Annotated in this window: 8 protein-coding genes; 1 reads left to right on the top strand and 7 read right to left on the bottom strand. The window is 38.5% G+C overall.

Annotation, left to right across the window (positions count from 1 at the left end):
- Nucleotides 1–393 precede the first annotated feature (393 nt).
- From RWP09_RS02050 to RWP09_RS02025, 6 genes are all read right to left on the bottom strand, one after another.
- Nucleotides 394–4,962, bottom strand: coding sequence for a mucin-binding protein (locus RWP09_RS02050; protein ID WP_314433495.1), 4,569 nt, complete (start codon nt 4,960–4,962; stop codon nt 394–396).
- 308 nt (nt 4,963–5,270) lie between these two features.
- On the bottom strand, nt 5,271–6,614 hold the full coding sequence (gene asnS / locus RWP09_RS02045; RefSeq protein WP_142358837.1) for an asparagine--tRNA ligase: 1,344 nt from the start codon (nt 6,612–6,614) through the stop codon (nt 5,271–5,273).
- Nucleotides 6,615–6,632: 18 nt separating this feature from the next.
- Complete coding sequence (locus RWP09_RS02040; RefSeq protein WP_314433492.1) at nt 6,633–6,998, bottom strand: VOC family protein; 366 nt, start codon at nt 6,996–6,998, stop codon at nt 6,633–6,635.
- Nucleotides 6,991–8,178, bottom strand: coding sequence for a pyridoxal phosphate-dependent aminotransferase (locus RWP09_RS02035; RefSeq protein WP_314433490.1), 1,188 nt, complete (start codon nt 8,176–8,178; stop codon nt 6,991–6,993). The genes RWP09_RS02040 and RWP09_RS02035 overlap by 8 nt, the downstream gene beginning before the upstream one ends.
- Entirely contained in the window at nt 8,175–8,663 is a 489-nt protein-coding gene (locus RWP09_RS02030; RefSeq protein WP_314433488.1) for a DUF5590 domain-containing protein, read from the bottom strand. The genes RWP09_RS02035 and RWP09_RS02030 overlap by 4 nt, the downstream gene beginning before the upstream one ends.
- Nucleotides 8,664–8,953: 290 nt before the next feature.
- A complete protein-coding gene (locus RWP09_RS02025; RefSeq protein ID WP_314433486.1) occupies nt 8,954–10,150 on the bottom strand; it encodes an MFS transporter in 1,197 nt (398 codons plus the stop codon).
- A 421-nt stretch (nt 10,151–10,571) separates the two neighbouring features.
- On the opposite strand from RWP09_RS02025, the gene RWP09_RS02020 reads away from it, so the two are divergent.
- Nucleotides 10,572–11,120: an NADPH-dependent FMN reductase gene (locus RWP09_RS02020; RefSeq protein ID WP_314433484.1), complete on the top strand. Its 549-nt coding sequence runs from the start codon at nt 10,572–10,574 to the stop codon at nt 11,118–11,120.
- A gap of 236 nt (nt 11,121–11,356) precedes the next feature.
- On the opposite strand, the gene RWP09_RS02015 is transcribed toward RWP09_RS02020, so the two are convergent.
- Nucleotides 11,357–14,748, bottom strand: a 3,392-nt coding sequence (locus tag RWP09_RS02015) for an LPXTG cell wall anchor domain-containing protein (RefSeq protein WP_314433481.1), incomplete at its 5' end; no start/stop codon positions are given.

Here is a 14,748-nt window from a genome sequence, read left to right as displayed (position 1 = left end):
ACTCCTGGCTAATCTTTCTATCTCATACTAATAGCCATTCAGACCTTTCTGATGTCATATAAAAAGTGCAAACGTTAGATAGATATATCTAAAGAGGAAACGGACAGTCACCTCTATTTTAGAAACGTCGCACTTATTCTATACATATACATATATTTGTACATACAAATAAATACTGAATTACTATAAGTTAGTAGAGAGAGCTTATTAGACTCTATTTTGAGCCTAGGCAATTTATTATTATAGCATTTTTAAAATAAAATCTCAAATACTTTATTTGAAACATCGTAACATTATAGGATTATAACTGAGACTAGTTAAAAATCAATTGAAAGGAAAATATAATAATAAAAAAAGAAGATGACGAATCATCTTCTCAAAAACTATGAGTTTTTAGTCTTCTTTTTTCTTGCGAGCAAGAAGTCCAAATCCACCTAGGGCTCCAAGAAGTCCAAGCGCTGCAAGGCTAGCGTTAGCTTCTGTACCTGTGTTAGGCAACTCTTTTTGACCTTCAACATATTTAGGTGTTGCTGGTTGAGTAGCTGAATCAGTTGGTACTGATGTTTCAGCTGGTGTTGGAACAGCAGGTTGGGTTGGAGTTGTTGGTTGTTCCGGTTGCACTGGAGCTACTGGTTGTTCAGGAGTCTCTGGTGTTGATGGAACTGGTGCTGGTTCCGGCTTAGGCTCTGGTTTAGGCTCTGGTTTAGGCGCTGGTTTAGGCGCTGGTTTAGTATCTGCTTCATAGTATACATCAATTGTTTTATCATCTGTTGTTGATGTTACTTCTGTCGCTTCTACTCTTGTTACACTTGGAACTTTGTAGTTTGCTATTGATTCTGGTATTACTTCTGACCAACTGCCTTTGCTCCATTCTCCGTATGTAACTTCTCCAGTGACTTTGTTTGTTGTTTTTGTTCTTGATAACGTCACGCTTTGTACCGCTGGATCTTTCAAGACTTTATTTGTACCTTTTTCTAGGTAGTTGATTGTACGTGTAATAGTTTTTGTTTCTACTTCGTCTTCTTTTGCTTGTGGATACTTCACGACTACTTCGGCATTTTCCATTGTTGGTGTTACTGCCACTGACGCTACACTTGGTTTATCTGGTGTTCCATAGTTTGCTACGGTTGGTGAAGCTTGTTCTTCCCAACTTCCTTGTGTCCATGTTCCTTCTTCAAGCGTATTTGTTACTTTGTTTCGTTTGTTTGTTCTTGTTAGTGTAACAGTTTGAACTACTTTTGGTGATACTTCTGTTGTTTCGTTACTTGCATCTACATACTTAATCGTACGTGTAATTACTTTTGTTTCTACTTCGTCTTCTTTTGCTTGTGGATACTTCACGACTACTTCGGCATTTTCCATTGTTGGTGTTACTGCCACTGACGCTACACTTGGTTTATCTGGTGTTCCATAGTTTGCTACGGTTGGTGAAGCTTGTTCTTCCCAACTTCCTTGTGTCCATGTTCCTTCTTCAAGCGTATTTGTTACTTTGTTTCGTTTGTTTGTTCTTGTTAGTGTAACAGTTTGAACTACTTTTGGTGATACTTCTGTTGTTTCGTTACTTGCATCTACATACTTAATCGTACGTGTAATTGTTTTTGTTTCTGGAACATTTTCATACAAAGTATCATAAACATAAGTTACCGTAATTTCTTCACTATTAACAACACCTTCAACCGGAGCTGAAGTTTCTTTAACTCGCATATATCTATACGCTATGCCATTATATGTAAATTCATCAGGACGATATTCTTCTGTATCTACATTATAATCTTTTGTATAAGCTCTTTTTTCAATAGCTGTTATCGTTGGTTTAATTGTATTCCCTTGCATATCTTCATATGCAATTTTAACAGATCCAGTTTTTATATTTTCTGTTTTAATAGTAACAGAAGCTACATTTGCTTCATTATATATTTCTTCTGCATTTGTTTTTGCTGCTGCTGAAATATAAGCTACCTGTGTATCTTTTGCATCTTTAGAAATTCTTGCTGGTACTAAAAATTCATTTGATAATCCCGGATTTAATGTAGTTCCTTGATTAGAAACAAACTTAACTGCTGTAACCTTGCTCCAATCTGTCACTTGATCAGCTGTTAAAGTTGTTGCTGCAGCAACTTCATTTGCAGTTCCACTAATTGGAGAAGTTAAGTAGTATGCAGTCCATCCTGAGGGAGCTATTGCTTCTCCTGTAGCTTCCACATCAAATGCAGAATTACGGGCTATACTTGTATCAACAATATTCTTATCCCCTTTTTTAGGTAATGTCACAAGTACTTCATTATTCGATAATTTTGAATTATCTGTATTTGATAATGTAAAACGATATGTCACATCTGTTTTCGGAGATAAATTCTGTAACGATGTTGTGTAGCCTTCTCGTTGATCATTTTTATCAGTTACATCTACGTGTAATCGTGTCGCTGATGTATTACTTACAGGAATTTCATAAGTGAAAGTTGATGTATTGATAATTGTCTTATCTCCATCAAACTCATCATTTGGATTTAATCCATGTAGGAATCTACTTTCATCCCAAACTAATGTGTATTTCAAACGATAACTACCTGTTTGAACCCACTGTGCTACATTAAACTCTAAATCTGGAGTTACATTCTCACGAGTATTTGAATCCTTCGGATCAATAATCAATACACGTTTACCAGTATTTTGATAATTATCATCTTTAGTTACAAGCGGGCTATTTCCGGCGTAACTAAAACCATCTGGTAACTCTACAATAATTTTAGGATTTTGTGTACCTAAATAATCTAATTTTTTATCTGTAGTAGCACCATGTGAAGTATATGTACTATATACACGATTTCCTAAACCTGAAGGAGAGTAATCATAAGCTTCTATTCCAGAACTTAATGATTGTGTTTTATTCCCTGCTAGAACCGTTTCTATCTTCCTAGTTCTCGGTGTCAATTTTAAAGCTGTTCTAGCATCTGCTAAAATTGTTTTAGAAATACTTGTATTGACCACATCTGTATCTTGAGTTGAAACTTTTGCAGTAACGATACTCTTAGCTTCTTTTCCTTCCGCTACCATTTGTTTAGCTTTTTCTAAGCCTTTTAAGTTTTGATGTAAATAAATACCAGCTTGACTAAGCGTATCATTTGTAAATGTCATCTCACCTTTTGGCTTTAATAAAACTCGGGTTGTACCTTCTGGTAAATCTATTGAAGTACCTCCATTCTTTTTAAAGGCAATTTCCCCTAACTTCGTTTCCGTTGTACCATTTACAGTATATACTTCAAATGTATTGCTGGTTCCTAGATTATCTGGCGCATACCAAGCTGCATATGCTCCATTCTTATTCCAAGTCCCATAAAATTCAATTGATCTCTTTTGATCAAAATCACTATCAATAGTTAATTCAACTTCCTTAACTTTTGTCGGAGTGTCAACACTTCTCCAGAAAACAATAATTCTTTTATCATCGGTCTCAGCATTGATTCCAGGAATTGCAATATTCACTCTATTTTCATGATTCTGTTCATTAGTAAAGTTACTAATTACTAATGGGGGTTGCGCTCCTGCTGTATTTGGTGTTGCTCCATCTCCGTTATCTTTATATGGATTCACAGCTTTCACAACTAACGAAGTTGTCCCTTGACTGGTATTTGTTTCTCCTGATTTATCTGTATAAATTACATTATCTGTAAATGTAAATTCTTTTCCTTTTAAAAACTCTTCTAATGTCCCTGCCTGACGCATATTGATGCGAAGTGTATCATCGCTAGTATTATTCCCTTGATCAAATACAGTTTTTGCATCTGATATGGTTCTTGTATAACGAGCAATATTACCTTCCTGTGTCCATCCTGCATTGATAGATGTTTCTGATACTCTAGCTCCTGTCGGTAAAGTAATAGCATGTTGTATTTTATTGACAGCAGCAACTTCTTTATTTAATGTTGTTAATTTTAAAACTAATTCTTTATTCTTAGTTTCATCAATAGAATCACCGGGTGCATTTGTGTTAAATAAAGCTAAATCTCTAGCACCACTTTCACTGTCCACATGAATACTAGCATATCCACTCTTATTTGTATTTGCTACCACTGACTTAGTAGTCTTCTCAGGTGAAATTGGATTCCCATTTTTATCCATCACTTGAGAAGTAATAGAAGTCTGCGAATTACGGCCAGTTCTATATTTATCAAATTTATAACTAATATTGAAATTACCATAAGAACCACTTGGAACTTCTCCAGTATAAATCTTATACTGTGTATCCGTTACTTTTTCCACTCTAAAAGCTGTACCAAATTGTACATCAGTAATAGGTTCATTCTCAGGTAAATTCACTAAAATATAAGAACCTTCTTCTAATTTTGAAGGAGCTGATACATCTAATCTAAATGTTGAGATAATCTGTTCTCCTACATTATATTCTGTTTGATTCCCTACTAAATGGCCTTGTAAACTAACTTTATTTTCAGTTGTTGGTTGTGTTGGATTAGCAGCCGCTGATGTACTATTTGAAGTACCAGCCTCTCCTGTATTAGTTACAGATTCTCTTGTTGAACCCAGTTGATTTGTTGCAGCAACTGGTACATAAGTAATTTTATATTTATTTGTTCCAACAAGTTGTAAGCTTGTCGCAGTAAATCCAGGATAGTCTTTCTTTAATTGATCAAGATTTTCTGAAAATTTTGATTTTAAAATAGCAACATCTTCTACTACTCCACCTGGTTTCTCATGAGTCACCATTACAAATTCTTGAGTATCTACTACTTCTGAATTACCTGTTCCAGTTCTGTTGTAACCACTATCTGTTACCTTTGTAATCGGTGCATCTGGTTCACTAGCTTCAACATGATAACCAAACAAAAATCCTGCTCCGATTAAAACACTCGCAGCACCAACTTTTAATTTTTTGATCGAATATTTTTCGTATCTATTGCCACCAAAATATCGATGATCTTTTTGTTGTCTAGACAATTTAAACATTGTTTACCACCTTATATATATATATATATATATGCACTTACGAGTACAGATATATTCTGTTTAATTGTATCATATTCCGACGTAATTTTTAAGTAATTTGTCTATTTTTTTTCAAAATTATAAAGTTTTGTGTCCTAGTACAGAAAAATAATATTATTAGGCTACTTCCAAGTACGCTTGAATATGTATTGCATAAAAATGCAAATAAATAGGGTGATAAATCATCTTTTAAAAAATTATAATATTTTTCAATCTCGACATCAAAAAAAGTAAAAGGTCGATAGAACCTTTTACTTTCATCTCATTATTTACGGTTTGATACGGTGCAACATACGTGGGAATGGAATAGCTTCACGGATATGTTTTGTTCCTGCTGCGAAAGTTACCATACGCTCAATACCGATACCAAATCCTCCGTGTGGTACAGTACCGTATTTACGAAGGTCAAGGTAGAATTCATATTCTGTACGGTCCATACCAAGTTCATCCATCTTAGCTACGAGGGCATCATAGTCTTCCTCACGCATAGAACCACCGATGATTTCTCCGTAACCTTCTGGAGCAAGCAAGTCTGCACAGAGCACGCGCTCTGGATTTCCAGGAACTGGTTTCATGTAGAAGGCCTTGATGGCTGCTGGATAATTCATGACAAATGTTGGCACACCAAAATGGTTTGAAATCCAAGTTTCGTGTGGTGAACCAAAGTCATCACCATGCTCAAGATGCTCGTAGTCAGCATCTTCATCATTTTCATGCTCTTGCAAGAGGTCAATGGCTTGATCATAAGTGATGCGTTTGAATGGCTCTGCAATGTAGCGTTTCAAGAGTTCTGTATCACGTTCCAATGTTTCCAAGGCTTGAGGCGCACGGTCAAGAACACCTTGAAGAAGAGCTTTAACATAAGCTTCTTGCAAGTCAAGTGATTCATCGTGTGTCAAGTATGAGTACTCTGCATCCATCATCCAAAACTCAGTCAAATGACGGCGCGTTTTTGATTTTTCAGCACGGAAAACTGGACCAAAGTCAAAGACACGACCAAGAGCCATAGCGCCTGCTTCTAGGTAAAGCTGACCTGATTGGCTTAAGTAGGCTGGCGTCCCGAAGTAGTCAGTTTCAAAGAGTTCTGTTGAGTCTTCCGCTGCATTTCCTGAAAGAATCGGGCTATCAAATTTCATGAAGCCGTTCTTGTCGAAGAACTCATAAGTCGCATAGATGATAGCGTTACGGATTTGCATCACCGCTACTTGCTTACGAGAACGGAGCCACAAGTGACGGTTGTCCATCAAAAAGTCTGTTCCGTGTTCTTTTGGTGTGATTGGGTAGTCTTGAGATTCACCGATCACTTCGATGTCTGTAATGTCCAACTCATAGCCAAACTTAGAACGTTCGTCTTCTTTGACAATCCCTGTCACATAAACAGAAGTTTCTTGGCTCAAGCGTTTGATGACATCAAACTTTTCAGCTCCTACTTCTTCACCAAATTTTTCTACAAAGTTTGGTTTAAAGGCTACACCTTGGAAAAAGGCTGTTCCGTCACGCAATTGCAAGAAGGCAATTTTTCCTTTTCCTGATTTGTTGGCAACCCAAGCACCAATCGTCACTTCCTGACCAACATAGTCTTTCACATCAATAATTGTTACACGTTTTGTCATTATTTTTCCTTTTCTTTTTTATTCTTTATGACAAACCACCTCTATATTGTTCCCATCTGGGTCAATCATAAAAGCAGCATAATAAATCGGTTGCTCACTGCGATAACCAGGAGCTCCATTGTCTCGCCCACCTGCCTCTAAACCAGCCTCATAACAAGCCTGAACCTCTTCCTTATTTTCTGCCAAGAAAGCAAAGTGAATAGGATCTTGTGTCCCCTGAGCCAGCCAAAAATCACCACCAGGATGGGGGCTGTTCGGGGCAAGAAAACTGATTAGAGAACTAGTCCTAAAAGCCAATTTATAGCCCAAAGGAGCGAGAAAACTCCTATAAAATCCTTCTGAAATTTGTAAATCCTTTACCTTAATTTCAAAATGATCAATCATTCTCACTCCCCATAAATGTTTTCAAGCGGTTAACTGCTTCTTTAAGCGTGTCTAGGTCTGTCGCATAGCTGAGGCGCACATTTTCTGGCGCTCCAAAGCCTGCTCCTGTTACCAAGGCTACTTCAGCTTCTTCTAGGATAGCGGTTGTAAATTCTGTCACATCCGTATAGCCTTTCATCTCCATTGCCTTTTTGACATTCGGAAAGAGGTAAAAGGCTCCTTGCGGTTTGACCACTTCAAATCCTGGCACCTCAGCAAGAAGGGGATAGATGGTGTTTAGTCGTTCCTCAAAGGCCTGACGCATGTTTTCTACAGTATCTTGCTCACCTGATAGAGCCTCAACTGCTGCATACTGGGCTACTGCTGACGGGTTCGAAGTTGTTTGACCTGCAATCTTGGACATGGCAGCAATAATGTCTGCTTCTCCGACGGCATAGCCAATACGCCAACCAGTCATAGCATAGGTTTTAGACACACCATTGATAACCACTGTTTGCTTGCGAATCGCTTCGGATAGGCTAGAAATCGGTGTGAATTCATGACCATTATAGACCAAGCGACCATAGATATCATCTGCTAGAATGAGAATATCCTTTTCTACAGCCCAGTTTCCGATTGCCAAGAGTTCCTCACGGGTGTAAATCATACCTGTCGGATTGGATGGTGAATTCAGCACCAAAACCTTGGTTTTGTCTGTGCGAGCTGCTTCCAACTGCTCTACGGTCACCTTAAAGTGATTGTCTTCCTTAGCAGGAACAAAGACTGGCACACCTTCTGCCATCTTGACCTGATCTCCATAACTAACCCAATATGGGGTTGGGATGATGACTTCATCACCTGGATTGACCACAGCCATAAAGAAAGTATAGAGTGAGAACTTAGCACCGGTAGCAAATGTGACTTCGTTGGCCGCTACGGAATAACCATAATAACGCTCAAAATAGGTATTGACTGCTGCTTTTAACTCAGGCAAACCTGAAGCTACCGTATAGAAAGAAGCACGTCCATCTCGAATGGCTGCAACAGCTGCATCTTGAATATTTTTGGGAGTATGGAAATCGGGCTGACCTAAAGTTAAGAAAAGTACATCTTTTCCTTCAGCCTTTAACTTCTTTGCTCTTGCATCACTAGCCAGAGTCACACTTTCTTCCATTTCTAAAACACGATTGGATAGTTTCATAGGCCCTCCTTATTGACCAATGCTCCTGTTTCAAAATCTACTAGATAAAAATCAGATCCTGACTTGACTTCCCAGATTGGTTTGTCTTGATAACGGCCAAAGGTAATTTTGTCAATCTCGCCAGCTCCTTTTTCCTTAGAAACGGCTTCCGCTTTTTCTTGTGAAACACCTTGATTTAGCTGATAAACGTAAATCTTATGGTCATCTTTTCCAATCAGGACAGCAAGTGCTTCTTGTTTTTTATTACGACCAAGAACGCTATAATAGGATTCCAAGCCATTGTATAAGTCAACCTGATCAGCCTGCTCTAATCCTGCATACTGCTGAGCTAATTTTTCTCCTTCACTTTTAGCTGTTTGATAAGGTTTCATACTCAGAAACACTAGATACAGAAAGGAAGCACTGATAACCACAAACAAAATCGTCATCCCTAGACCATACTGCCACAGTAGATTATTTTTTGCTTTTTTTTGTCTTTTTTTCACTCGTCTATTTTACCATCTATTAGGCTTTATTACAAGCGAATATAAGAATACTCTGCGAAAATCCAATTCAAACTTTGTCAGCGTCGCCTTGCCGTACCCAAGTACTGTCTGCGGCTTGCTTCCTAGTTTGCTCTTTGATTTTCATTGAGTATAAGAAACCAATTCTATTTCTTCCTTTAAAGCAAACCGATTTTTCTTAGTTAAAACCGAGCAAAAAAGTAAAGACTGCTCCAAAATCAACCTATTAAAAAACCTGAGCTTGGCACTCAAGTTTTCGTAATTTTTTTGATTTATGGAATCATTTTATCATCTATTCTTTTAGCCATTTTTCCTAAAAAGATAGGCAGTAGAAGGCTAATCAAGACTAAAACGAATCCTAGATAAAGAAATGTTACTACAAAGCCTAAATGGTCAATCAACCAGCCTGTCAGCGGGAAGAACACAATCATACTTAGGCTAAACATCATAGAGTAGACACTTAGCATGGTTGCCCTTACTTCACTTGGGAGCCGCTCTTGCAAATCATTGTCAAAAATCGGCTGAAAAAGAGCATATAGAGCATTACTAATCAAATAAACCAAAATATAGATTAGAGGTGTTCCAAAGTAGGACAGTAGGTAGGTAACTCCAGTCAGCAGGACGAGAATAGGGAAAATCTTCAAGGTGGCATATTTCTTTCCAATCTTACTCGCTAGATAGACTGCGACGATATTCAAGAGACTTCCAAGTAGCATAACTGCTGAAATTTGCCAACTACTTAAATCTGGTAACTGATTTTGATAGTAAAAGTAAAACATGCACATGAGTACTCCGACAATCTGAGATAAAATCATCCAGTTGAAAAGCATGGGATTTCGCTTCAACTCATCCTTAACAGTCCAAATAATCTGTTTCATGGTCACACTATCAGCTTTTTCTAGCTTGACAGTGGGCTCTTTCAGCATCCAAATCAGGAAAAGAACTATGATAGAAGTGGCAATCATGATATAGTAGGTCAGGTGCAATTGACCATGGACAAAAAATCCTGCCAAAACGGTCCCCAAAGACCGAGTTCCTTCTGCCACTCCTGACATAAAGCTCGAAATGGATAAATAGCGTTCTTTTAGTCCAGCCTCTACAGCCGAGTCATAGACCATTGCTGCGCTTGTGCCTGAATCAAAATTATAAGACAAGGCACTCACCGCCATAGCTAGTGCATAAATCCAAAAATTTCCCTGCCCAGCCAACATAAGAATAGAAGACACAATTCCTGCTATACGACTTAAATAAAGGTTTGTCTTATAGGAATAGCGGTCAGCTAACATTCCAGATGGAATTTCACAGATAAGACTGGTCGTATGAAAGATACTTTCCAGAAGTCCAATCTGCCAAAGAGACATTCCGTTTTGACTGAGAAAGAGAATCCAAAAACTAGTAATCCCTAAAAAAGCAAAAAACTCAACTCCGGCCATCAGGCCAATATTTTTCCGATAATTTCTTATTAACATCTTTTCTCCTTAACAAGTGTATTCGTATTTCATTTGTCTGTCACTTGTTAATTTGTGCCTTACATGATCTCCACCCCTTTTAGAAGCATTCTTGAAATGCCATTATTGTTTGTTTAATTGTTCATGAAATGATACCGGAAAATAGCCGTTCTACGGTTTCTATTTCGAGTCTTCTCGTTTATTTTAGCACTTATATCATCATAATACAAGATAATATAGGAATGTTCTTCAAAAATAAATGTAAACCAGAATCTAAAATAAACAGTTCTTACTTTTCCAGTCACAAGTGACTAGAATTTCAGCAATTTTATAATTTTCAAATAAACTCTGAGCAAATCTCTTGCAAGTTGGTTTGTTTTGTTGTAATATATTTTATAACAACGAGAAGGTTCTCGAAATTTTTAAAAAAAGGAGACACATCATGTCTAAAAAAGTATTATTTATCGTCGGATCACTACGTCAAGGTTCTTTCAACCACCAAATGGCTCTCGAAGCTGAAAAAGTACTTGCTGGTCAAGCAGAAGTTAGCTACCTTGATTATTCAGCTCTTCCTCTCTTCAGCCAAGATTTGGAAGTTCCAACTCATCCAGCTGTAGCCGCTGCTCGTGAAGCAGTTCTTGCTGCGGATGCCATCTGGATTTTCTCTCCAGTCTACAACTTCTCTATCCCTGGTACAGTGAAAAACTTGCTTGATTGGCTATCTCGTGCCCTTGACTTATCTGATACACGTGGCGCTTCTGCCCTTCAAGACAAGTTTGTCACCGTATCATCTGTAGCTAATGCAGGTCACGATCAACTCTTCGCTATTTACAAAGACCTCTTGCCATTTATCCGTACACAAGTAGTTGGTGATTTCACTGCTGCACGTGTCAATGACTCTGCTTGGGCAGATGGAAAATTGGTTCTTGAAGAAACAGTTCTAAACTCACTTGAAAAACAAGCTCAAGACTTGGTCGTAGCAATTCAGTAAAAAATAGAGAATTTTAAGAAGTCTAAATCAATTATAGCCACCTCATAAGGTGGCATTTTTAGACTCAATCAAGATTTTCAGACAAACATCAGCCATCCAAAAAAACCTTGAGCGTTACCACTCAAGGTTTTTAGCAGTCTTTTCCATCATAGGAAAACCATTCTAAGAATATTCTTTCATTCGAGATCTATCACTTATCATCTTCTTTCGAGAAATTAATGACTGCTTGTTGCTGATTAATCTTCTTTTCTTCGACCTACATATAGGCTCAATAGAATACCGCTACCTAGAAGAACAGAGATATAATCAGATTGGCTTCCAGTTTCTGGTAATTTGTCCCCATGGTTTTCTTTATCTGTAGTTGGTGCTACTGGGTTAGCATTTACTGGAGTTGCTGGTTGAGCCGATGTTGGTACTACTGGTTGTTCTGGAACCGCTGGTACTGGTTTAACCGGTACTTCTGTTGGTTGTACTGGCACTTCTGGTGTCGGTACATTTGGTGTTGGTTGCGCTGGCACAGGTTTAACCGGTACTTCTGGTGTTGGTTGTGCTGGTACTGTTGGAATATCTAATTCTGGTACTTCAGCAACTTCAGGCATACCTGGTACACCACCGTTGAATTCTGGCAATTCATGAACTGGTGGTTCTGGCATTGCAAATGTTGGTCCTTCTGGCACATTTGGTGTTGGAGGAACTGGTTTGTCATTTGATGGTGTTACTGGTTTGTCTTGACATCCACATTTACTATCCTTGCCGTCTTTACCGTCGCGACCATCTCTACCATCTTTTCCATCTTTTCCATCTTTAACAACTGTTTTTGTCACAGTTCCGTCAGAATTGATGATTGTGATTGTATGACTACCGTTTCCATTATCTTCAACAGAAACTTTTGGTGATTTACCATCTTTACCGTCTTTAATCACCATTTCTGTCTTACTTCCATCAGGATTTGTGATTGTAACAACGTGAGTTCCATCGTTGTTATTTTTAACAGTTACAGTTGGTGAAACGCCATCTTTACCGTCTTTACCATCTTTGATAATAGATTTGTATTCACGACCATCAGAATCAACGATTGTTAATGTATGAGTTCCGTCTCCGTTATCGACGATGTTCGCTTTTGGTGATTTACCATCAAAGATTGTAGTTGTAGTTTCTTTACCATCAGCACCTGTCACTTTAATAGTGTGTGAACCGTTGTTGTTATCAATCACTTCAAGTTTTGGTTCTTTACCATCACGAACTGTAGTTGTTGTAGTTGTACCGTCTGAGTTCACAACTGTGATAGTGTGAGTGCCATCTCCGTTATCCACAACCTTAGCAGTTGGTGATTTACCGTCACGAACTGTGGTTTCAGAAACAGTACCATTACCGTTTTCCACACGAATTGTGTAAGTACCATCATGGTTGTCAGTAACAGTTGCTACTGGTGATTTACCATCTTTAATGATTGTTTCAGTAGTTGTTCCATCACCATTTAGAACTGAAATCTTATGAGTTCCATTTTGTTCGTCAGTTATTGTAACTTTTGGTGATTTACCATCACGGACTGTCGTTTCAGTTGTCACACCTTCTGGATTTGTAATAACGATTGTATGACTTCCGTCTCCATTATCACGAACAGATGCGGTTGGAGTACGTCCATCTACCCCGTCACGTCCATTTTTCACAACAAATTCATTCTTAGTTCCATCTGGGTTAGTGATTGTTACAGTGTGACTTCCATCTGGGTTTTCTCTTGTTGTAGCTGAAGCAGCTTTACCGTCTTTACCATCTTTGATGATAGCGTTGGTAACATTGCCATCTCCATCCGTAACTTTAACAGTATGAGTTCCATCTCCGTTATCAGTTACTTCAACTTTTGGAGTCTTACCGTCTTTACCATTCTTAACAACAGTTTCTTTAGTGGTTCCATCTGGATTTGTTACAGTAATTGTGTGACTTCCATCTGGGTTTTCTGTTGTAGTGATATTGGCAGTTTTACCGTCTTTACCATCTTTGACTTTAGTTGTTGATTCAGAACCATCAGGGTTTCTAACAGTAATAGAGTGTGTTCCATCTCCATTGTCCGTTACATTTACAACTGGTGATTTACCGTCTGCTCCATTAGCTCCGTTTTCACCTTTTTCACCTTTGTCGCCTTTGTCGCCTTTGTCGCCTTTTTCACCGGCTACTCCTTGAGGTCCACGGATATTACCAATCTTGTTCCAAGAACCATTTTCTTTCTTGTAAACATCACCTGTATTGGCGTCGATATAAGTATCACCGTCTTTACCATCATTAGCAGTTGGGGCAGTAACTCCACTTAGTAATTCAGCACCGTTACGTCCATTTGTACCAGAAGCTCCATCTGTACCATTACGTCCATTCGTACCATTCAATATATCACTTGTACCAATTAATTCATCCACACCTGGATCGTATTTACCGTTACCATTATTATCATAGTATGCTGTAATACGAGTACCATCTACTGGTTGTGAATCTGTAGTTGCTGGTTGTGAACCTGTTGCATCTGTACTTGTTGGTTGTACTGTTTCTGATGAATCAGTTGCACTTCTATCTTCATCTGGTAATGCTCTTCTATTTCTTGCACTTCTTGTTGATGTAGAAGGTTGTGGATTACCAGCTAATCCTGCACCTCTTCTTACTGCATCCACTAATGCATTTAAGTCAATATGTGGTGTACGTCCATCTCTACCATTTTTACCATCTTTCACAGTAAATGTTACTGGATCTTTACCTGGTGTTGTGATAGTGACAACAGTGCTTTGACCATCTTGACCACGTTGAGTTGTGACTGTAGGAGTTTGTCCATCTTGACCTGTTGCACCAGTTTCTCCTTTTTCACCATCATGAACAAAGACTGTGGTTGGTTGTGAACCATCATGGTTATCAACTGTGATTTCTACACCCTTATGACCTTCTTCATCCTTACGAACAGCTGTTACTGTTGGAGAGACACCGTCCACTCCGTCTTTAATAACTGCTAGAGGTTTTTCTGGGGTCAATGGTTGACCTGGATGTGCTGGATCTTCTTGGTAAACTTTAGTTTCTTTACCATCTTTGACAGTAAGTAATGATTTACCATCACGTCCGTCCGCACCTTTAGCACCATCTTTAATCATTTCTGAACCTAGAAGTTCATCAGTTCCTGTTGTGTACTTACCATCATTGTTTTCATCAGTATAGAATGTCACAATTGTATGAGATGGATTTCCGTTCTGTCCTTCGACACGAAGTAAATCAACTTTTGGAGTTTTACCGTTTAGACCATTTTCTCCATCCTTAACATTTACTGTAACTGGATCTTTACCTGGAACAGTGAATGTAATGTCGGTACTATGGCCATCTTTACCTGGAGTTACAGTTACTTCTGGAGTCTTACCATCTTCTCCACGTTCACCTTTATCACCCTTAGGTCCTTTGATGTTGCCTTCTTTTTCCCAGTTGCCGTTATTCTTAACGAAGACGTCGCCTGTTTCTGTATTGACGTATTTATCGCCGTCTTTACCTTGGTTTGCTTCTGGGTTAACTTTGCCGTTCAATACGTCTTTACCGTCGCGTCCATCTCGTCCGTCACGACCTGCTGCGCCATCACGTCCATCGCGTCCTGGTAAACCTTGTG

This window comes from uncultured Streptococcus sp., assembly GCF_963521255.1.
Lineage (GTDB): Bacteria > Bacillota > Bacilli > Lactobacillales > Streptococcaceae > Streptococcus.
Note: the sequence above shows the minus strand (reverse complement) of the source record. Positions and strands in the feature narration are given on the sequence as shown.

Bases quoted from the DNA above. Each gene is read 5' to 3' on its own strand.
- RWP09_RS02050 (WP_314433495.1), bottom strand. From the start codon at position 4,962: ATGTTTAAATTGTCTAGACAACAAAAAGATCATCGATATTTTGGTGGC.
- asnS (WP_142358837.1), bottom strand. From the start codon at position 6,614: ATGACAAAACGTGTAACAATTATTGATGTGAAAGACTATGTTGGTCAG.
- RWP09_RS02040 (WP_314433492.1), bottom strand. From the start codon at position 6,998: ATGATTGATCATTTTGAAATTAAGGTAAAGGATTTACAAATTTCAGAA.
- RWP09_RS02035 (WP_314433490.1), bottom strand. From the start codon at position 8,178: ATGAAACTATCCAATCGTGTTTTAGAAATGGAAGAAAGTGTGACTCTG.
- RWP09_RS02025 (WP_314433486.1), bottom strand. From the start codon at position 10,150: ATGTTAATAAGAAATTATCGGAAAAATATTGGCCTGATGGCCGGAGTT.
- RWP09_RS02020 (WP_314433484.1), top strand. From the start codon at position 10,572: ATGTCTAAAAAAGTATTATTTATCGTCGGATCACTACGTCAAGGTTCT.